Annotated in this window: 17 protein-coding genes and 1 pseudogene; 4 read left to right on the top strand and 14 right to left on the bottom strand. The window is 56.9% G+C overall.

The features are described 5' to 3' along the window. Nucleotides 1-428: 428 nt before the first annotated feature. The 10 genes from AC1MEW_RS19095 to AC1MEW_RS19050 all read right to left on the bottom strand — a co-directional run bounded on the left by AC1MEW_RS19095 (nt 429) and on the right by AC1MEW_RS19050 (nt 11,284). Nucleotides 429-1,082, bottom strand: coding sequence for a dTMP kinase (locus tag AC1MEW_RS19095; RefSeq protein ID WP_323570017.1), 654 nt, complete (start codon nt 1,080-1,082; stop codon nt 429-431). A gap of 244 nt (nt 1,083-1,326) precedes the next feature. After that, nucleotides 1,327-2,460, bottom strand: a complete 1,134-nt coding sequence (locus AC1MEW_RS19090) for an alpha/beta hydrolase family protein (protein ID WP_480423178.1) — start codon at nt 2,458-2,460, stop codon at nt 1,327-1,329. Nucleotides 2,461-2,678: 218 nt separating this feature from the next. Then, a complete protein-coding gene (locus AC1MEW_RS19085) occupies nt 2,679-2,813 on the bottom strand; it encodes a hypothetical protein (protein WP_480427287.1) in 135 nt (44 codons plus the stop codon). Nucleotides 2,814-2,861: 48 nt separating this feature from the next. Continuing rightward, on the bottom strand, nt 2,862-3,611 hold the full coding sequence (locus AC1MEW_RS19080) for a proteasome-type protease (protein WP_322268613.1): 750 nt from the start codon (nt 3,609-3,611) through the stop codon (nt 2,862-2,864). Between the two features lie 84 nt (nt 3,612-3,695). Next, nucleotides 3,696-4,493 carry a transglutaminase family protein gene (locus AC1MEW_RS19075; RefSeq protein WP_201255144.1) on the bottom strand — a complete coding sequence of 266 codons (798 nt, stop codon included), beginning with the start codon at nt 4,491-4,493 and terminating at the stop codon, nt 3,696-3,698. After that, nucleotides 4,490-5,440 carry an alpha-E domain-containing protein gene (locus tag AC1MEW_RS19070; RefSeq protein ID WP_322268615.1) on the bottom strand — a complete coding sequence of 317 codons (951 nt, stop codon included), beginning with the start codon at nt 5,438-5,440 and terminating at the stop codon, nt 4,490-4,492. The genes AC1MEW_RS19075 and AC1MEW_RS19070 overlap by 4 nt, the downstream gene beginning before the upstream one ends. Before the next feature lie 3 nt (nt 5,441-5,443). Continuing rightward, the gene (locus AC1MEW_RS19065) at nt 5,444-6,853 is read right to left on the bottom strand and encodes a circularly permuted type 2 ATP-grasp protein (protein ID WP_201255146.1); all 1,410 of its coding nucleotides are present in this window, start codon (nt 6,851-6,853) and stop codon (nt 5,444-5,446) included. Nucleotides 6,854-7,565: 712 nt separating this feature from the next. Beyond that, nucleotides 7,566-9,053, bottom strand: a complete 1,488-nt coding sequence (gene ansP, locus AC1MEW_RS19060; protein WP_322268618.1) for an L-asparagine permease — start codon at nt 9,051-9,053, stop codon at nt 7,566-7,568. Nucleotides 9,054-9,646: 593 nt separating this feature from the next. Beyond that, nucleotides 9,647-10,948, bottom strand: coding sequence for an MFS transporter (locus AC1MEW_RS19055; RefSeq protein ID WP_480423174.1), 1,302 nt, complete (start codon nt 10,946-10,948; stop codon nt 9,647-9,649). A gap of 54 nt (nt 10,949-11,002) precedes the next feature. After that, nucleotides 11,003-11,284: an ectoine synthase gene (locus AC1MEW_RS19050; RefSeq protein WP_480423173.1), complete on the bottom strand. Its 282-nt coding sequence runs from the start codon at nt 11,282-11,284 to the stop codon at nt 11,003-11,005. Between the two features lie 302 nt (nt 11,285-11,586). Between AC1MEW_RS19050 and AC1MEW_RS19045 the strand changes: the two genes are divergently transcribed. Then, nucleotides 11,587-12,246, top strand: coding sequence for an MliC family protein (locus AC1MEW_RS19045; RefSeq protein ID WP_201255150.1), 660 nt, complete (start codon nt 11,587-11,589; stop codon nt 12,244-12,246). A 41-nt stretch (nt 12,247-12,287) separates the two neighbouring features. Here AC1MEW_RS19045 and AC1MEW_RS19040 read toward each other — a convergent pair whose 3' ends face one another. Continuing rightward, nucleotides 12,288-12,941 carry a peroxiredoxin gene (locus AC1MEW_RS19040; protein WP_480423171.1) on the bottom strand — a complete coding sequence of 218 codons (654 nt, stop codon included), beginning with the start codon at nt 12,939-12,941 and terminating at the stop codon, nt 12,288-12,290. Nucleotides 12,942-13,036: 95 nt separating this feature from the next. Next, nucleotides 13,037-13,552: pseudogene (locus AC1MEW_RS19035) on the bottom strand (response regulator transcription factor); the annotation flags it as partial. A 182-nt stretch (nt 13,553-13,734) separates the two neighbouring features. Here AC1MEW_RS19035 and phaR point away from each other — a divergent pair. Then, nucleotides 13,735-14,256 (top strand): polyhydroxyalkanoate synthesis repressor PhaR, encoded by a 522-nt coding sequence (phaR, locus tag AC1MEW_RS19030; protein WP_201255152.1) that lies wholly within the window; start codon nt 13,735-13,737, stop codon nt 14,254-14,256. A gap of 35 nt (nt 14,257-14,291) precedes the next feature. Here the strand turns inward: phaR and phaP are convergent, their stop codons facing one another. After that, entirely contained in the window at nt 14,292-14,861 is a 570-nt protein-coding gene (gene phaP, locus AC1MEW_RS19025) for a TIGR01841 family phasin (RefSeq protein ID WP_480423170.1), read from the bottom strand. 242 nt (nt 14,862-15,103) lie between these two features. Between phaP and AC1MEW_RS19020 the strand changes: the two genes are divergently transcribed. Then, nucleotides 15,104-17,485 (top strand): DUF3141 domain-containing protein, encoded by a 2,382-nt coding sequence (locus AC1MEW_RS19020; protein ID WP_480423169.1) that lies wholly within the window; start codon nt 15,104-15,106, stop codon nt 17,483-17,485. A gap of 100 nt (nt 17,486-17,585) precedes the next feature. Here the strand turns inward: AC1MEW_RS19020 and AC1MEW_RS19015 are convergent, their stop codons facing one another. Further along, on the bottom strand, nt 17,586-18,623 hold the full coding sequence (locus tag AC1MEW_RS19015; protein ID WP_201255155.1) for an AraC family transcriptional regulator ligand-binding domain-containing protein: 1,038 nt from the start codon (nt 18,621-18,623) through the stop codon (nt 17,586-17,588). A gap of 241 nt (nt 18,624-18,864) precedes the next feature. Between AC1MEW_RS19015 and phbB the strand changes: the two genes are divergently transcribed. Then, a complete protein-coding gene (phbB, locus tag AC1MEW_RS19010) occupies nt 18,865-19,611 on the top strand; it encodes an acetoacetyl-CoA reductase (protein ID WP_201255156.1) in 747 nt (248 codons plus the stop codon). Nucleotides 19,612-19,654 lie beyond the last annotated feature (43 nt).

Genomic DNA, 19,654 nt, shown 5'->3' with positions numbered 1-19,654 from the left:
TTCCAGCGCAAAGCGCTCCTGCTCGGCCTTGAGCCTCAGCGCCTGCATCTCCTTTTGTAACTACATGATCATACCCACCCTACTTTTACATACTGTAGCTGGCGATATAACCAGCCTCGATAGCATTCCTTTATATAAATTTTGGCGGGCATTCAAGTTTGGACTAGCGCAGTCAACACGTGCATGGGCATATTGATTCGCAACAATATTTAATCCATTGAAAATATATTGCTATATAAATATGTATGTGTCACTCAGCAATAAATGTACATTCCCCACTCAATCAAACTTTCCAAGCTTTAGTTCCGGCTGTCCCAGAGAATATTAATTTCGAGTCAAAAGCCTAAACTAAACCACCAAGGCCGTTCACGAACGCCTTCGTAACTGTTTGATTTTTAATATCTATTTCCGTGAGGGAATTCTGCTTTTTAGTTCAGAGCAAGACCGGCGCAGTGAACTTCGCCTACGGGGCATCGAAGAACTCTATAGATCTCAGAAACCACCTGCATCGTTGCTTCTTCGATCGTTCCTTCATTACGGCATAAAACCCAGCCGTGATCTGCAATCGCTCGCTCGAACGCCTTGGTACAAGCGATATGTTCTTCCAGCTTATGGATCACAGTACTGCTCAGCCCACGCCGTCGTGCCGCTGCCCTCGCCCATGAAATCTCAGGGGCGGTGACAACCCCGACATGCAGGTCTGGCACTCGCACGTTTCGATCAATGTTTAACTGTAGAATCTCTGCAAACGGGATTATCCGGCGAAACGCGGCATCAGACGGGTACCAGCGATCGATCAAGATGATGCTGCCTGGTGGCTGTTTAGCCACCACGTGCTGGGAAATCCAGGTACGGCTATCAGCAAAGCGCTCACAAACCCCCAGCTCCAAATCCCGGGTGGGATTCCTGACGAGCTTGTTAACGAGGGCCATTGTTTCCCCCCTATAGGGATCGCTTTTTTTCTCGCAAAGTCGGATCACCTTTTTGTTGTCTGCCCTCAGTACTTTCGTAATGGCCTCCAACAGTGTGGTTTTGCCGGTTCCTTTGGGCCCATCTAGAGAAACAAACAGCGGACGATTCATTCTTCACATAACGATTGATATACGGTTTTTTTTGCCCGGTTCGTTCGCTGGAACCGCTTGGCGCGACTACGCGAATCGAGTGGGGGGCCCTTATGAACAGGCATTGATGAACACTCTAACTTAGTTTCTGGCTAACGGGTCTCAAAATCCATGGATGGTTTTGTGGGGCAGGTGCACGACTTCCCAGCAGCGATAACCAAGGCCGCCAACTGCTGCCGGCAACAGCAGTTGGCCCCACACAAAACTACTTCAACCGCCCCGCTCCATCCAGCCAACCTGGCGCGCCTTTCTGCAACCATTCAGTGGCCGCGGGATTGTGTTTGATGCGGCTATCCAGAAACGCCACACCAATTGCCTGAATCGCAGCAACTTGCTTGGGATCCGGGGCCGGCTCGCCCACCACCGGGCTATGGAAACCGCCGCCGGATTTGGCGCCGCGCTTGTGCCCTTTACCTTTGGGAGCATCGCCGGATGGATTGCTACCCTTATCGGCCTTTTTCACCGGCCGGTTGAACAACTCGGTACCCGACAAGGTCTTGTGCGTAGCGTTGTTCAACTCCAACTGAACGCTTCCCGCCGCCGTCACCGACTCGCCCAACACTTGTCGCTGGCGATAAGAACTGACCCAGTTGAACGGATCTTCATCCTCCTGACCGGTCATCGACAGCACGGGCGCCGATATCTGGGCGAAGACTTCTCGCCGGGCACCGGCTTCCACATAAGGGCTGAGCAGCAACACCGCTTTGGGCTGAATCGCGACGCCCGACGTAGCGCCAGGTTCCAGCGCCCCGGCCAGTGCCTCTGCGGTCTGCGCCCCAAAATCAAAGCCGGCCACCACAACTTGATTCCAGTCGATGGCAGCCAGTTGCGCGTCTCCTTTCGCGGCTCGCGCCCGAACCTCGGTCAGGACTTTCTGCAGTGTGGACAGCCTGTCGCGTAAGGCGGCGGCGGTGTAATGACTGCTCGCCATCCCACGGAAGTCTCCATACAACGCCTGCTGCGACGCAAAAATCGACTGATCATAGGCGTGCCCCTGAACAGACAGCACCGCATAACCGGCCTGCGCCCAAGCCTTGCGCCACTCCACTCCGCCCGAGGCCGGCTCACCCAATCCCGGCAAGTAAATAATCAGCGGCAAACGCTCATGGATAACCGGCGCCAACCACGCAACATCCACCGATTGCTGATCGAGTTGCCAGATTGCGCCCCAGCCGACCGTTTCGTTGTGGGACGGTTGATAGGCGGTAGTCAGCTCTTTATTGACCCGCTCGGTGAATGCGATGCGCGGGTCTGGCGGATCGCCCGCACAACCCGAGATCAATCCCAGGCTGCCCACTAAGGCGCCCACAGCTAGCCAGTACCGAGGTTGAAGGTTCATTCGATTCACAAAGTCGTCCAGATCAAGATGGCTAGCAGCCTAACCGACCCGCAGGCGAACGAGGCGCAAGGCCAGGTAAAGAATGGGTAAAGGGTGATGAAGGCGCCCTCGATCAGACCATGCGTTTCGTGCGCAAGGCAGCCAACGTCTTGGGTGTCCGTAGCTTTCTTTCACCGAACAGCAAGCCGCCCCGGTATAGGGTCAGATCTTGTAGCCGTTCAAATTTCACCGGGTGCTGGCGTTTGTGGGCTGCATCGTTGCCATTCACGTCGAAGGACGCGATCAGCCTCAGCGTCCCACTGGTGCTGGGCCTCTGCCAAGGCTGCCGCATAGGTTTTACCGTGCCCGGATATCTGGGTCAGAATGAAATTCGAAGTGCCATTGACGATGCCTGAAATAAGCTAGTTTTTGTTGGCGGCCGCCGTCATGTAAGCGTCTGGCGGCTCCGGCAGTGCCGCGAGCATGTCGTGCAGTCCGGCAGCCCACTGCATTCGGATACGCATGAAGTACGGGTCGTCGGCCGTGATGCGATAACTTTTCGCACCGGTAAAACTGTCTTTCCTGTACACCAACAGATCCAGCGGCATGCCCACCGACAAGTTGCTGCGCATGGTCGAGTCGAACGAGATCAGCCCACAGCGCAGGCCCTCTTCGAGTGATGTGCGATACGTCAGATTGCGATCGAGTATCGGCCGGCCGTACTTGCTTTCACCCAATTGCAGGAAAGGCGTGTCCTCTGTCGCCTGAATGAAGTTGCCTTGCGGATAAATGCTGTACACATCCATGGGCCCGTCCGCGATCTGCCCACCGACCAGAAAAGAGCAACTCAAGTCGGTCTTGCCGGCCAGCTTCGTACGATCCCGGGCGACGACTTCGCGAACGGTTTCGGCCACCAGCACGGTGGCGTCATAGAGCGTGCGGACACTCAACAAGTGTGGTCCCTGCCCCGTGGAACGCTGCTTGAGCAGGTTGACCACCGATTGCGAGGTGGCCAGGTTGCCCGCCGTTTGCAACACAATCAGTCGCTCGCCCGGCGTGCTGAAAATAAACAACTTACGGAACGTTGATATCTGATCAATGCCCGCATTGGTTCGTGAGTCGGAGATGAACACCAGCCCGTCGGCCAGGTGCATAGCGACGCAATAAGTCATTCGTGTTAACTCGTGAATTTGGGATGAACGACCGTACCGTTTCATAACGGTACGGCCGGTAACGGTTGCAGTTGTGAACCGGGGCTACTGGTGCTGGACCTGGAACATCGAGTTGACCTGAACCCGCGCCAGCATCGACTCGGCCCCGCCACCACGCCGCATGCCGCGTACAGGGCAGGCGTCGAGATAGTCCAGGCCAACCGCCAGTTTCAGATGACGCTCTGGACGGGCCAAGCGGTTGGTCACATCGAAGCTGTACCAACCGTCGTCGAGCCAAGCTTCGGCCCAGGCGTGACTGGCGAGGTGGTTTTCATCTTCGGTGCACAGGTAACCGGAGACGTAACGTGCGGGAATTCCCAGGCTGCGGGCGCAGGCCAGGAAGGCGTGGGTGTGGTCCTGACAGACCCCGGCTCCCCCCGCAAAAGCCTCGGCTGCTGTGGTGTCCACGGTGGTCGCACCCGGGTTGTAGACCATGTGGTCGGCCAGGCCATTCATCAGGTCAATCAGCGCCGTCCGATCCCGTCGCATACCGCAGTGCTGCACGGCGAAGGCATTCAAGGCGTCGTCCGTTTTTGTCAGATGACTGGTGCGCAAAAACGGAAAAGGAGATTGGCTGTCGCGCTCCTGCTCACGGTCCGGGTCGATTTCCACCTGACCATAAGCCGTCAGCACCAGAGCACCGTGGGGCTCGTCCATCGTCAATACATGCAGGATGTTGCCGTAAGGGTCGAACTGGCTACGGACTATGCGCGGCAATTCCAGGTGCCATTCCAGGATGTGCTGGCGTTCGCTGTTCTGCGGCGTCAGGCGCAGGAACTGGATGCTGGTGCAGACTTCATCGGCATAGCTGTAGGTGGTGTCGTGGCGTATGGACAGTTTCATACGACCTCCAGATAGGATTCGTGGACGGTCTGACCGAGATGGCGAACCTGGGAGATGAAATCGGTCAGCCACAGGTGCAGACCGAAGCCGAGAATCTCGTCGATACCGGTGTAGCGCAGCCGAGCATTCAATTCGGCAGCCAAGCGCTGAGCCGCTCGCCCATTACTACCCGGCAGGCTGGCGAGGATATGGTCCAGTTCCTCGATGCAGGCGTGCAATGAGCGCGGCACATCGCCGCGCAACAGCAACATCTCGGACACCTGCTCGGCGCCCGGTGCGTTGCGGTAGATCTCGTTGAATGCCTCAAAGGACGACAAGGCCCGCAACAACGCGCTCCACTGGTAGTAGCCGCGCGCGGAGTTGTCACTGACCTCCTCCGACTCTTCGCCGAACATTTCGTAGCGTGCATCCAGCAGACGCAGGGTGTTATCGGCGCGCTCAAGGAACGTCCCCAAGCGAATGAAGCAGTAGGCATCGTTGCGCATGATCGTGCCCGACGTCGCGCCGCGGAACAGGTGCGAACGCTCCTTGACCCACTCGCAGAAATGGCTGATGCCATAACGCGCCAAGCCGTTGCTGGCGATGTTGCGCATCTCCAGCCACGTGGCGTTGATGTTCTCCCACATGTCGGCGGTGATGCGCCCGCGTACGGCGTGAGCATTGGCCCGAGCGGCCTGCAAACAGCAATAGATGCTCCCGGGGTTGGTTTCGTCCAGCGCAAAGAAGTGCAGCATGCGCTCGGTGTTGAGCTCGCCAAAACGTTCGTTGTAATCATCCAGCGTGCCAGCGGCCAGCAGCGACATCGCCAGCTCGGCGCGGCCATCGGTGCGCCCGGCCTGGGGCATCAGCGACAGCGAGTAACTGACTTCGAGCATGCGCGCCAGGTTTTCGGCGCGCTCCAGGTAACGGGACATCCAGTAGAGGTCCGAAGCGGTTCTTGAAAGCATGTCTTAGTCCTCCACTACCCAAGTGTCTTTGGTGCCACCGCCCTGGGACGAGTTCACCACCAGCGAGCCTTCGCGCAATGCCACGCGGGTCAGGCCGCCGGGCACCAGACGGGTTTCGCTGCCCGACAATACAAACGGGCGCAGATCAATGTGGCGTGGGGCGATGCCGTTTTCGACAAAGGTCGGGCACGTAGATAGGCATAGCGTCGGCTGGGCGATATAGGCTTCGGGGCGTGCCTTGAGCCGCGCGCGGAAGTCCTCGATTTCCGCCGCCGTGGCTGCCGGGCCGACCAGCATGCCGTAGCCACCGGAGCCCTGGGTTTCCTTGACCACCAGCTCGGGAAGATGGGCCAGCACATGGGACAGCTCTTCCGGTTTGCGACATTGCCAGGTCGGCACGTTCTTGAGGATCGGTTCTTCGTCGAGGTAGAAGCGGATCATGTCAGTGACGTACGGGTAAATCGACTTGTCGTCCGCGACCCCGGTGCCCACGGCGTTCGCCAGGACCACATTGCCCGAGCGGTACGCCGCCACCAGCCCGGGCACCCCGAGCATGGAGTCCGGATTGAAGGACAACGGATCGAGGAACGCATCGTCGAGACGGCGATAGATCACATCTACCTGTTTCGGGCCGGAGGTGGTGCGCATATAGACATGATCGTCACGGACAAACAGATCGGCGCCTTCGACCAATTCCACACCCATTTCACGGGCCAGGAATGCATGTTCAAAGTAAGCACTGTTGAAGCGCCCGGGGGTCAGCACCACGGCCGTGGGGTTGTCCAGCGGGCTGGAACTCTTGAGGGTGTCCAGCAGCAGGTTCGGGTAATGATCGATGGGCGCCACGCGCTGGGCGGCGAAGAGTTCAGGGAACAGACGCATCATCATCTTGCGGTCTTCGAGCATGTAGCTGACGCCGCTGGGGGTACGCAGATTGTCTTCCAGTACGTAGTAACTGCCATCGCCGTCTCGGACCAGATCGACCCCGGCGATATGGGCATAGATGCCGCGGTGCAGATTCAGGCCCTGCATGGCGACCTGATAACCCTCGTTCGCCAGGACCTGTTCGGCCGGGATGATGCCTTCCTTGAGAATGCGTTGGCCGTGGTAGATGTCGGCCAGGAACATGTTCAAGGCCTGGACCCGCTGAATGCAGCCACGCTCGACCATTTGCCATTCGCTGGCCTTGATACTGCGCGGAATGATGTCGAACGGAATCAACCGTTCGGTGCCCTGCTCGTCCCCGTATAAAGTGAAGGTGATGCCGGCTCGGTGGAACAACAGGTCGGCTTCGCGACGACGTTGATCCAGCAACTCCAGAGGCGTGTCCGCCAACCAACGCGCGAACTCCTGGTAATGTGGGCGGCAGCCACCACTCGCATCATACATTTCGTTAAAAAAAGCTCGGGACATACCCTACTCCTTGCCGCGATACATACGGCATTTTCTTATAACTTCGCTATTTCAAATAAGATGAGGCCTTACGTTATTTTAGTGAGTACTGTTTCTGTTAAGCACCTCAGTGTGCGTCGTTAACTTCCTGTTTCATGCGGAAATACATTCCTCATGATTCCGGCAACCTCTTGACGCATTCCCACGCCAGATAATTGGCTATTTTGTTTGATTTCTGACGCCCAATTTATAACGATCTCCATTATCTTTTTTTCGTTTAAACCGCACTTCCGGTGGTTTGAATGTACTTTTGCAAGGGCTGTGCCCAAGTACCGTAAGGAATGATAAAAAGCGGAAAATCCCCCACAAAAGATACTCGCGCGACGTTTTATTTCATTATTGAGACAAAAGTAGGCCAAGCCACTGAAACGATTCTTCCTCTTTTAACTTGCACAACTCTGGAGCGAGCGAAAATGGTGCAATTGGCAACTCCAGTCAGTTTTATGCCCTCTAAACGTGAAAAATTTACTCACCGTTTTTATTGCCCTTGTAATACAACGCGTTCAGCGCGGCATGCCGATTAATATCGACGCACTATTAATGTTCGTAAAAATGCACCACGAACCGGCGGCCAGAACGAAAATGCCAAGTAGTGATGCAAAGAGAATGCGAAGAAAGGACGGCTTGGGTTCTGAGGTCTTGCCGTCCGTGTAACGGAATGACTAACTACGGTTTACTCGAGGAATTTCCGGGTCAGGGTCACCGACGGCATCGTCGGGGTCATCATTACAGCCTTGGGACGACGCAACAGGAGCCAGCCGGCCACCAACAAGAGCGCTACAACGGGTAACGCAGCCACAGTCATTGTTCCGTTTGGATAATCAAAGGCCATCATCCCCAGCACGCCCGCCAAGAACAGCAAAGTCAACCACGAAGTGACCGGAGCTCCCGGCATCCTGTACGACACCGCCTGCGCCTCTCCACGTGCTACGGCATGACGGAACTTCATCTGACAGACAACAATGAATCCCCAAGTACTGATCACACCCAGCGAGGAGATGTTCAGCACAATTTCGAACACCCGAGACGGCACCAGGTAGTTCAGTACAACCCCGACTATGTAAATGGCAACAGTCACCAGAATCCCCGCGTAAGGCACCGATTGCGCACTCATGCGCGACATGAAGGTTGGCGCCGAACCACCCATTGCCAATGCCCGCAGCACGCGTCCAGTCGAGTACAGCCCCGAATTGAGGCTGGACAGGGCTGCGGTCAATACAACCACGTTCATCACCGAACCGATCCATGGGATACCGAGGGCCGCAAAGAAGGTAACGAACGGACTTTCACCTGCTTTATAGGCAGTCCAAGGCAACAGGCACACCAGCAAAATCACTGCGCCCACATAGAAAATTGCAATCCGCCAGATAACGCTGTTGATGGCTTTGGGCAGTACAGCTTTGGCGTCCTGACATTCTCCCGCGGCAACGCCGATCAATTCGATACCGGCGTACGCGAATACCACGCCTTGCACCAACACCAGGGCCGCCAGCATTCCATGGGGAAAGAAGCCCCCGTTTTCGGTAATCAGGTGCAGCCCCGTAGGATGACCGCCCACAGCAATTCCGCCACCTAGAATGATCGAACCGACCACCAGGAACAGCGTCAGAGCGGCGACCTTGATCAAGGCAAACCAAAACTCCATTTCACCGAACCACTTAACGCCAATCAGGTTCATCACGGTGACGATAGCCAGCGCCACCAGGGCTGAGACCCATTGCGGTACAGAAGCGAACGCATCCCAATATTGCATGTAGAGCGCCACAGCGGTGATATCAACAATCCCGGCCATGGCCCAATTCAGGAAGTACATCCAGCCAGCGACGTAGGAAGCCTTTTCTCCCATGAACTCTCGTGAATAGGACACGAAGCTGCCGCTGGTAGGCCGATGCATCACCAACTCCCCCAGCGCGCGCAAAATGAGAAACGCAAATAAACCGCACACCAGATAAACGATGGCCAACGAAGGCCCGGCTATTTGTAATCGCGCACCAGCCCCGAGGAAAAGCCCCGTACCGATCGCGCCTCCTAACGCAATCATTTGTACATGGCGCTTGCTTAAATTCTGGTGATACCCCGCCTCATGTGAGGCTAACCATGCATTCTTATCACCCTGTTGTGAGTGTTCAACCGACAGCCGTCCTTCTGCTTTCATCGACATGGATGGATCTCCATAACTTCTAAATTTATTACGGTGCGTTTCAGGGATGCCCGACTCAGCGTCGAAGCGCTTGAACAAGGCTTTGGATTGGCCTGCTTTCTCTTTACTGATGACAGTGAAGAAACTGCCAGAAGGGGCGTTGCAATGGAGGTGCCGGGAACACGGAGGACCGGCAGAAATAACGTCATTTATATAAAAGCAATCACCCTTGGGTGGTTTTCTTTATTAATGGCGACATAAATACTCAAAAATAAGATGAATCGTTTCATCAGCAAGATGCAACTGCATTCGCTGCACAACACTGGAGCGATTCAAAAAAGTGCATAGATTGATTTTTTGATGTTCATCGAACCAATACAGGGATATTTAAAGGAACGATATTTCGGACATGCCAGTTTGCAAGGGCGGAGAACCGAAATCGAAACGCACCGAATAAGAGCCAGTAACCGCACCCATTCAGCGCCGGCTGCACCCGTTTGAGACCTATTCATATTCGTCCAACGCTCTGTAAGTGATCTCTCGACCACTGATGGTCAGTGCCATGTTGTCCGGCGTTCGCTCGGCGTGGTCTTTTACATAGTCATGAAACTCTTTCATCTGGCCACCTCGCTACCATCCGCCAAGGATGACGACGACACACTGCCTTCTTCCTTGTTCGCCTGTACGGCTTCGTCATCCGCGGGGACGAACAGCACAATTGCCCCGACGATCACTTCAAAAACCCCGGCGCCGACAATAACCAGGCCGGTTTCAAAGTGGGCATACAGCGCAGCACCGCAGGCACCGGCTATCAGAATCGACGCACCCAACGCCGCAAAGCGCAGCCTGGCCAACCCGGCGATCTCGCTTTGCTTGAACTTGGTTTGAATGAGCAGAATGAATGAGATATCGATCAGCGGCCCACCGAGTGCAGCAAGACCTGCGCCGATCATCATCCCCGCCAGAACATGCTCTGGAGGCAGATACATTACGGCGGCACCGATGGTCGCGATACCCAGGCCGTTGACCACGGAACCAAAGGTAAACCCGTGATACAAACTGCGGATTTGTAGATTGCCCACGACAAAAATGGAGATCAGGTTTCCTGCTCCATAGGCGCCCATGATCAAGCCGTAGGCAGCAAAATCCTGGACACCAAAACCCTGGATGTCGTATTTGACGACAGCCAGCGCCATGCCGATCGAAATCCCGACGCTCCAGGCAACATTGCCCAGTCCCGCACACACATACACCGCCTGCATTTGCCTGCGCCTCACAAGGCTTCGCCAACCGGCAGTAAAGCCGGCACGTCGACTTGTCGCCTTGACAGGTTGTCGCGGCAACGCTTTACCCAGCTTCATGACTGCCCACGCGGAGATCAGAAACGTGACGCTGTTGAGGGTAAAAAGATGTTCGATCGGAATCAGCAACGTAATAGCCGCAGCCAGCATCGGTCCAATCACTCGGGCAACCCGGATGATGGCATCGAACAGCGCGTTGACCGATTGCAACTGGTCCGGCGTCGCGACAATGCGCGGCAGACTGGCACGCAGCGCCGGCTCGAAGAGCGAGTTGACGATCATCATAAGCATGAGCGGCACCGCCAGCATCCACAGACTCATGATGCCAAGCCCCCAAGCGATCACCGGAATCAAGGCAAGACCGGCCCGCACCAAATCGGCACCGATCATCGTGCGACGATGATCCCACCGCTCCGCCCATATTCCACCCAGCAACGCGCCTGCCAACGCGGCAGCACCGCGTAAAGCACTGAGCCAGCTCGCATCGGTGCCAGCGATTTGCACCGCCATCCAGGCGATGGCAATCGCAAAGAGCTCGTCACCAATTGAGGACAGCGCCAATCCTCCCCACAGCAAGGCTACGGGCCGCTGCAGTAGCGGCCGGAACAATTTCATATCTCAACTCCACACAATCACTCGACAGAGTCTGATAAAAGCCCTGTCGTCTCGCTACTCGTAGATTAGAAACGACTGGCCCCGTCGAAGAGGAGGATTGAAAACGCTGACCAGGATCAGATCCGTGAACTTGCCGCCGTGCAGATAGTGACGATCATGTTTGTCCAGTACATACATATCTCCCGGACGAATTGCAGGGATGGTGCCGTCCATGTCTTCGATTTTGCCCTCACCGCCAATGCAATAGCAGGCCTCGAGATGATTGCGATAATGAAGTAGCGCTCGCCGAGATCGCTCTGTCTTTGCCGCAAAAAACAAGACAAATCCTTCAGGCATACCATACCCGTCATAGGGCAAACGTCAGTGCTGCGGTGGCAATCGGCATAGACACATTAGTCACACTGTGACGTCAGGATATGCCAGTTTCGGAACGTCACCGCTAATGCATTGCACTGACGTCAGCTGGCGGCGTCGGATGCATCGGCTTTGCGTCCTTCACAGTACAGAAGCTCTCCCAAGGTGCCGCCAGGCGTTTATGAGCATCTGACGTCGCCCGGTAGTTAAATCATATGTCTGGGTGGAACTTCTCCCGCTTGAGGATATAGTCCCACTCAGTAAATGATCTGGGTGAAGCCAATATGAAAACGGTCACGGCCCTTTTCACCGGTCTACTCGCTACCAGCCTGTGCACGGCGATAAGCCTCTGTGCAAATGCTGCGTCGCCTCCGCCACCCCTCAAGACCAGTTTCGACTGTGCCAGCGCACGTGCATCCATCGAAAAGCTGATCTGTCGCGATCCGCAACTGACGCAAATGGATATCGAGCTGACGCGTCTTTATCACCTGGCGCTCACGGATGAACGCTCAGTACCGCCTCCAGACAAAGTCACGATCGACCAGCAGTTCTGGATCGAATCCCGCAATCAGTGTGGCTCCGGGCCTGAGCCCAAAGCGTGCGCGATCCGAAGTTATGCCGAGCGCGCCCACCAGCTACGCCAAGGCTCGGCCATTGTCAGGACCAAGGACCCAGACAGACTCACCGAAGGCCCCCTGGCTTTTCGTTGTACTGGGTTTAACCCGCTGATTGCCGCCACCTTCTTCAACACGCAGCCAGGTGTCGTGTACCTGAAATGGGCGAACACTTCGATCACCCTGAGCCAGGTGCCGAGCGATTCGGGAGCCCGTTACACCGGCAAGGATAACCAGGGTAACTACAGCTTCTGGCAGAACGGCAACGAGGTCCTTTTCCAGAAACCAGGCTCAGGGGCAATGAGTTGTACAGCCGAGCCGGTCGGCTGACTGCTCTTTAGCATTGGGCTGGTCACCCAGCCCAGTCGTCTCTACTTTGGCTGCGCCACCGTGCGCAAATAAGGCTTAACCGTCCTGAAGCCATCCGGATATTTTTTCCGGGCGTCTTCATCAGAAACTGAAGTCGGAATGATCACATCCTCTCCCGGGCGCCAGTTCACTGGCGTGGCAACAGTGTGCTTGGCGTTCAATTGCAGCGCATCCAGCAGACGCAGCACTTCATCGAAATTGCGACCGGCGCTCATGGGGTAGATCAGCATCGCCTTGACCTTTTTGTCCGGCCCGATGATGAACACGGAGCGCACCGTGGCGTTGTCTACAGCAGTCCGGGCAACGCCGCTGGCGTTCGGATGAATCATGTCGTAGAGCTTGGCCACCACCAGGTTTTCGTCGCCTATCATCGGATAGTTGACCGCATGCCCCTGGGTTTCTTCGATGTCTTTGGCCCAGGTTTGGTGGTTGCTGACGGGGTCGACGCTGAGCCCGACGACCTTGGTGTTGCGTTTATCGAACTCTGGCTTGAGCTTTGCCATGTAGCCGAGTTCAGTGGTGCACACCGGGGTGAAGTCCTTGGGATGCGAGAACAGAATCGCCCACTTGTCGCCGATCCACTCGTGGAAATGCAGCGTGCCCTCGGTGCTTTCGACGGTAAAGTCCGGCGCTTCGTCGCCAATGCGGATTGTCATGTTCGTTCTCCTTACTGTGAGTTCGTAGGGGGAAACTCTCTGCGTTGAACGGGTCAACGCGGATCAAGTATAGGAGACGCTTCAAGACATCGCGGTTACCGCAGCCTCAACGGATCAACCAACCCCGCCGCAATCGCCATGCCCACCAGATCCGGCAAGGTATTGGCCTGCATGCGTTTCATCACCCGCGATCGATACAGGTCGACGGTTTTTGCACTGACGCCCAGTTGCTCGGCGATTTCGCGGGTGGTGTAACCCTGCACCAGCAGCAGCAATACATCGCGCTCGCGTGGGGTCAGCGTCAGCATGCGTTCCTGCAATTGTTCGTGACCCAGATTGCCTGAGCGATTGGCCGCGCAGTTACTCAGCGCCTGTTGCACGCTGTCGAGCAGCAACTGTTCGTTGTAGGGTTTTTCGATGAAGTCATGGGCGCCGGCCTTGAATGCGCGGACCACGATTGGCACATCGGCGTGGCCGCTGACGAAGATGATCGGCAAGTCGAGTTCGCGTTCACGCATGGCTTCCTGAACGTTCAAACCGCCCATGCCAGGCATGCGCACGTCCAGCAACACGCAGGCATTGAGCCGTGCATCGCAGGCTTCGAGAAACTCGGAGTGGCCCGCTAAATAACGTCGGCACATTCAACATTGATATTGACCGGCACAATCTCTTCGCGGGCAAGCCTCGCGCCTACAGGGACTCGGATAGTCAGACCTCCTCCGACACCAACCCGCGACACTGGCGATAGTAGGTTAAGATGCCTTTAAATCAGGCTCGCCACGAGACGCCCCGCATGACAGATAACAGTCGGAACACTCCCCGCCTGATCAAGAAATACCCCAATCGCCGCCTGTACGACACCCACACCAGCAGCCACTTGACCCTGGCCGATATTCGTCAATTGGTGGTCGATAAAGTCCCGTTTCAGGTGGTCGATGCTAAAAGTGGCGAGGACCTGACCCGCAGTATTCTGCTGCAGGTGATTCTCGAAGCCGAAAGCGGTGGTGAGCCGATCTTCAGCAGCGAAATGCTGATGGGCATCATCCAGTTCTACGGCCCGTATCAAGGCGTGCTCGGCAGCTACCTGGATAAAAGCATCCAGACCGTCATCGACATCCAGTCCCAGACTGGCGCCCAGTCGACCGAGGCCTGGAGCACCTTCATGCACCAGCAGGCGCCGGTGATGCAGGACTTGATGCGCCAGTATGTCGACCAGTCCAAGGCGTTGTACCTCAATACCCAGAACATGTTCGGCATGTTCGGCGCCAAACCTGCCCCCGATAGCGACCCGAAAAAAAATGGCGATGGGGAATAATCCCATCGCCATCGGTGCCGCCAGCCTGATTTGACTTACTTGTTACCGCTGGTGGCCTTAGCGCCCGCTTCTGGAGCGGCTTTGCCGGCGGCAGCAGTCGCTGCGTCGAAACCGCTCTGAGCCACATCAGACGCCTGTTTTACGGCTTTCTGTGCGCTCTCAAACACAGTGCTGGCATTCGCCAGACCCGACTTGAACGCTGCGACCACTGGCTCGGAGCCAGCCGGGGCATTCTTGCTGATCGACTCAACAAACTCATTCACCTGCTGAGTGCCGGCCTCGACCTGACGTTCGGTCAGTTTGGCGATGTCCGACTGGGTGCCGACGATCAGTGCTTGTACCTGGCGATTGAATTCGGCCAGACGCTCAGTTTGCGCACTCGGTTGAGTGAACGATGCCTGCAAATCAGCGAAGCCCTGTGGATCACGTACCGCCAGCAGCTTGCGCACACCTTCGAAGTGTTCTTCGGTGGAGTCGCGCAGTGCCTTGAACTGCAACTGGCTCAGTTGCTCAACGCTGGCGGAGACTTTGCCGCTGATTTGCTGCAACAGGTCGAGGTTGGCTTTCTGAGTGGCTTGCAGTTTTTCCGAGTTGAAAAAAGACATGCTGAAATCTCCTGGTACTGGAAGGCCCATTCAGGCCTGAGGACGCGACAGCAATCCGGGCAGTCATCGCGATAGCCTTGATATTGCAGTGCACAAAACCGTTTGGCAACGGATATTTTGTGCACTGCAAAATAAACGGTATTCCCTGCGCGGTGATTCGCTATAGACTCGTGAAATCCGATGATCGGCCTAGCCATTGCTAGTCTGGCTGACGACTCCCCGCACAGTCTCAGGAGATCACCATGGGCCAGGAAGCAATTATTGCATCGCAAGAAGAAGCACTTCCCACGGCAGACGGGTTGTTCGAGCACCTGAATCACCTGCAACGGCTCAACACTCGCAACGTGCTCGACGCCGTGCACCAGCGCCAGGCAAAAACCTTCGCGCCGCTAAGTCAGGGTCAGCTCAAACAACCCACTGCAGCGCACTGGCAGGAATACTTCACTGACCTGAGCCAACGCAGCCTGTTGTTCTGGGACACCTTGCGCCAGCGCGGCGACAACACCCTGGCCCATGAACGCGCAGGCTTTCCGCTGTTGCTCAAGTTCGACCATGAAACCCTGCTCAACGGCGCGAACCTGGCGCGCCCGGTCAACTATTCGCTATTACGCATCCTCAGCAGCCCCGAGCAATCGGTCGACAACCAGCAACCGGTGATCATCATTGACCCGCGCGGCGGCCATGGCTCTGGGATCGGCGGCTTCAAACAGGATTCGGTCATCGGCGAAAGCCTGCGCGCCGGTCATCCCACCTACTTCATAAGCTTCAGTCACTCGCCAAGCCCCGGGCAAACCCTGGCGGATATCGTCGAGGCACAGGCGCAGTTCATCGAAGTGGTCAGCGCCCGGCATCCCGCCAGTGCCAAACCGGTGGTGATCGGCAACTGCCAGGCTGGCTGGGCGTTGATGGGGTTGGCGGCAACCCGGCCAGAGCTGCCGGGGCTGATCATTGTCAACGGCGCGCCGTTGTCGTACTGGGCCGGGGTCAACGGGCGCAATCCGATGCGCTACACCGGCGGTTTGCTGGGCGGTGGCTGGATGGCGCGTCTGGGCAGTGACTTGGGCAACGATCGGTTCGACGGCGCCTGGCTGGTCAGTAATTTCGAAACCCTCGACCCGGCCAACACCTACTGGGGCAAGTATTACCACCTGTTCAGCGAAGTCGACACGGAAGCGGCACGGTTTCTCGATTTCGAACGTTGGTGGGGTAGCCCGACGCTGCTCAACAGCGAAGAAATCGAGATGATTGTCGACGATCTGTTCATCGGTAATCAGCTGTCCGGCGGCTTGGGCCGCAAGAGCAGCGGGCTCGACCTCAAGCGCATCGAAGTGCCGGTGGTGGTGTTTTGTTCCTTTGGCGACAACATCACCTCGCCGCAACAGGCGCTGGACTGGATCGCCGATGTGTACCCCAGCGACCTCGCCCTGCAAAACGCCGGGCGCACCATCGTCTACCTGCGTCACGCCAGCATCGGCCATCTCGGCATCTTCGTCTCCGGCGAAGTCGCCCGACGTGAGCACCGTGAGTTGCTGGGCGCAGTCGAAACCATCAACGCCCTGCCCGCCGGGCTCTATGAAATGCTGATCGAGGATCTGCCTGACACGCAATACACCGTGCGTTTCGAGCCCCGGCACATTGCCGACATCCATGGCGATGTGCAGCCGCCCCGCGATGATGATCGCGAATTCGCCTTGGTCGAGCGTGCCTCAAGCATCAACAACAGCCTCTACGACGGTTTTGTTCGTCCGTGGTTGCGCCCGTTGATCAACGAGCCAAGCGCCGAGTTGATGCGCAAAACCCATCCCTTCCATCAGCAGCAGGTGCTCTGGAGCAGTTTGAACCCGGCGCTGTGGTGGCTGGCCGGCAGCGCCGCGCAAGTGCGCAAGGATCGTCGCCCCGCTGCCACGGACAATCCGTTGCTGGCCTGGCAGGCATTGTTCGCCAACCAGATTCAGGACGCGCTGAACGGCTACCGCGATCTGCGCGATGCGACTCAGGAACTGTGTTTCTACGGCGTGTATGGCGCACTCAATAGCCTTGGTGGCAACACACCGACGCGCGATCTTCAGGCCCACGCCGAGCAGCACGACAAACAGCTGCTCGAACACCTTAAAACCGCCCTGCCCCTTGGCGGGCTGATGGAAGCGTTGATCCGCATCCTGTTCCTGCTGGGGCGCGACAACGACGTGCCGGGCAAGGCCAACATCGAGAAACTGCTTGAGCAATTTCAGGTGTTGCTGCAAGACCACAGTGCCGAACCGCTGGACCTTCGCGAAACCCTGCAAACCCAGAAAATGCTGGTACTGACTCACCCGCAAGAAGCACTGCACAGCTTGCCGCTGTTACTGCCCGAAACTGAGGAGCGCCAACAGGTATTGGCCGCCGTCGCCAACCTGTTGCCAGCGTTGCTGAGCGATACCGCGACCGGGTACGCCTACTGGTGCGAACTCCATACCCTGCTTGAAGTGCCCCTGCCCGGTTTCAACCTGACCCAACCGCCGGGCGAAGCGGATGTCCCTGTGGAAGCAGCGCCTCCAGTGCCTGCGCCCGTCGCCAAGGTCGAAGTCCCAACGCACCAACCCGCCAAGCCCCGAAAAAAGGCCAAAAAACCAACCACCAAATAAACCCCGCCACGGCGCTTCTACAGACAGAAACCATCCTCTGTACGAGCTGCCGAAGGCTCGGGCCGCGTTCGGACGATCTTTTGATCTTAAAAAGCCAAACTCAAACCGGCGCGGCTACTTCGACCTCGAAGGATTCATCCGCCCGATACTGCCCCGGCGTCATCCCAAACCAGCGGCTGCAAGCCTTGTTAAAACTGCTGTGGTCATGAAAACCAAGGAGATACGCCACATGCTTCATGTTGAAATGAGAATGGCGCAGATAGAAGTCGGCCAATTGCCGGCGCACCGCGTTCTGCACGTCCTTGAATTGCGTCCCGTCTTTTTCCAGCGCTCGTTGCAAGGTGCGCTTACTGATATTCAACTCCCCAGCGATCGACTCCATATCCCATTGCCCTTGGCCCTGGCTCAACCGCTCGGTAATCAACGCCCGAATCCTGCCGACAATCGAGAAACCAAACAGCAGGTCCAGTTGCGCTTCGGCAAAATTCTCGTGCAGCACCGCCAGTGCCTCGTTGGCCATGCTCAACGGACGCAACACCTCCTGGCCGTCGAACAGAATGCTGTCGTAGGCCGCGTCAAACTGCAGGTTGCAGCCAAACAAACGCCGATGTTCGGAGGTGTCTTCCGGTTCGGGATAGCTGAACTCCACATTCAGCGGTTGCGGCGATTTACCGCCCGCCAGCCAACGGCAAAAACCCATCAAAGACGCCAGGCCAGCGTCGACATATTGCCGGGGCTTGACCGAGCCGGCCTGCTGATGATCAAGCGCGGCCAATCGGTAGTTCTGCTGCTCGGCCATAAAGAACAGGCTGAATCCGGTGCCGATCAACGGGCTGAAACGCACCAACCGTTCAAGGGCTTTTTTCAGGTTCAGACTGGACATCATGGTGTAGCCGACAATCTGAAAACTGCCGGGATGGAAGTTGCCATAGGCCTTCAAGCCGATGTCGGGATCACCGCTGGCCTGTGCGGCCAGCTCCCACAATTGATAGATCGCACGTCGCTCGCAAAACGCTCCGGGTTGGTTGGCGAGATTAATATCCAGTCCAGCCTCAAGGCACAGACTGGCGACATCCAGCCCTTGAGCCGAGAGCGTATTGACCAGCACGCTGGCATAGCCTGAACTCATTCTATACATGGCGTCCTCAATGACCTGTGGAACCGAACATCCTGTCCGGAGCCATAACCGATCTGCACTGAATCAAATAATAACGGGGCGCTCGGTTGTGAGTGTTGATCCCAGTATAGGTACTCCTCGTTTTTAGCCAGCCGTGGCGCCGTTGGACACCAGACAGTCACCTCACAACACTTCCGCAGCCCCCGCCAATACCGAACAATCCTCCTATCTTGCAACGCAAAAGAAAAAAGGAAAGGAGTCTATGAAGTCGCTTGGTCGTATTGCATTGGTAACCGGTGGTATGGGTGGGATTGGTACGGCGATCAGCCAGCGTCTTTACAAGGAGGGTTTCAAGGTTGTGGTGGGTTGCAGCGCCAACTCCAGCCGCAAGAACGAGTGGGCCGCGAGCCAGTTGGCGGCGGGCTATGAATTCGAGTTTGTGTACGGCGACATCACCGACTGGGAGTCGACCCGCAAGGCTTTCGAGCTGGTCAGGGAGACGTTCGGCCCGGTCGACGTGCTGGTCAACAACGCCGGCATTACCCGGGACGCCTCGTTTCGCAAACTCACCCCCGAAGACTGGAACGCCGTGATCGGCACCAACCTCAGCGGCTTGTTCAACACCACCAAACAGGTGATTGAAGGCATGTTGAGCAAGGGCTGGGGACGAGTGATCAACATCTCTTCCATCAACGGTCAGCGCGGCCAGTTCGGCCAAACCAACTACAGCGCGGCCAAGGCCGGCATCCACGGTTTCACCATGGCCCTGGCGCGGGAAGTGTCGGGCAAGGGCGTGACCGTCAATACGGTTTCGCCGGGCTACATCCAGACCAGCATGACCGCGGCCATTCGCCCGGACATCCTCGACAGCATGATCGCCGCCACCCCGGTCGGGCGCCTGGGCCAACCGGAAGAAATCGCCTCCATCGTCGCCTGGCTGGCGTCTGATGAATCGGCCTACAGCACCGGTGCCGACTTCTCGGTCAACGGCGGCATGAACATGCAGTAGGCCTGTCAGGGCATGGATGCCCTGCTCCCGCTCGACAAAATTC

This window comes from Pseudomonas sp. ASL4, assembly GCF_056680395.1.
The sequence above is the reverse complement of the archived record's forward strand: the minus strand, read 5'-3'. Positions and strand labels throughout refer to the sequence as shown.

What these genes read in the sequence shown, in the direction of transcription:
- AC1MEW_RS19095 (WP_323570017.1), bottom strand. Translation starts at nt 1,082, where the DNA reads ATGAATCGTCCGCTGTTTGTTTCTCTAGATGGGCCCAAAGGAACCGGC.
- AC1MEW_RS19090 (WP_480423178.1), bottom strand. Translation starts at nt 2,460, where the DNA reads ATGAACCTTCAACCTCGGTACTGGCTAGCTGTGGGCGCCTTAGTGGGC.
- AC1MEW_RS19080 (WP_322268613.1), bottom strand. Translation starts at nt 3,611, where the DNA reads ATGACTTATTGCGTCGCTATGCACCTGGCCGACGGGCTGGTGTTCATC.
- AC1MEW_RS19075 (WP_201255144.1), bottom strand. Translation starts at nt 4,493, where the DNA reads ATGAAACTGTCCATACGCCACGACACCACCTACAGCTATGCCGATGAA.
- AC1MEW_RS19070 (WP_322268615.1), bottom strand. Translation starts at nt 5,440, where the DNA reads ATGCTTTCAAGAACCGCTTCGGACCTCTACTGGATGTCCCGTTACCTG.
- AC1MEW_RS19065 (WP_201255146.1), bottom strand. Translation starts at nt 6,853, where the DNA reads ATGTCCCGAGCTTTTTTTAACGAAATGTATGATGCGAGTGGTGGCTGC.
- ansP (WP_322268618.1), bottom strand. Translation starts at nt 9,053, where the DNA reads ATGTCGATGAAAGCAGAAGGACGGCTGTCGGTTGAACACTCACAACAG.
- AC1MEW_RS19055 (WP_480423174.1), bottom strand. Translation starts at nt 10,948, where the DNA reads ATGAAATTGTTCCGGCCGCTACTGCAGCGGCCCGTAGCCTTGCTGTGG.
- AC1MEW_RS19050 (WP_480423173.1), bottom strand. Translation starts at nt 11,284, where the DNA reads ATGCCTGAAGGATTTGTCTTGTTTTTTGCGGCAAAGACAGAGCGATCT.
- AC1MEW_RS19045 (WP_201255150.1), top strand. Translation starts at nt 11,587, where the DNA reads ATGAAAACGGTCACGGCCCTTTTCACCGGTCTACTCGCTACCAGCCTG.
- AC1MEW_RS19040 (WP_480423171.1), bottom strand. Translation starts at nt 12,941, where the DNA reads ATGACAATCCGCATTGGCGACGAAGCGCCGGACTTTACCGTCGAAAGC.
- phaR (WP_201255152.1), top strand. Translation starts at nt 13,735, where the DNA reads ATGACAGATAACAGTCGGAACACTCCCCGCCTGATCAAGAAATACCCC.
- phaP (WP_480423170.1), bottom strand. Translation starts at nt 14,861, where the DNA reads ATGTCTTTTTTCAACTCGGAAAAACTGCAAGCCACTCAGAAAGCCAAC.
- AC1MEW_RS19020 (WP_480423169.1), top strand. Translation starts at nt 15,104, where the DNA reads ATGGGCCAGGAAGCAATTATTGCATCGCAAGAAGAAGCACTTCCCACG.
- AC1MEW_RS19015 (WP_201255155.1), bottom strand. Translation starts at nt 18,623, where the DNA reads ATGTATAGAATGAGTTCAGGCTATGCCAGCGTGCTGGTCAATACGCTC.
- phbB (WP_201255156.1), top strand. Translation starts at nt 18,865, where the DNA reads ATGAAGTCGCTTGGTCGTATTGCATTGGTAACCGGTGGTATGGGTGGG.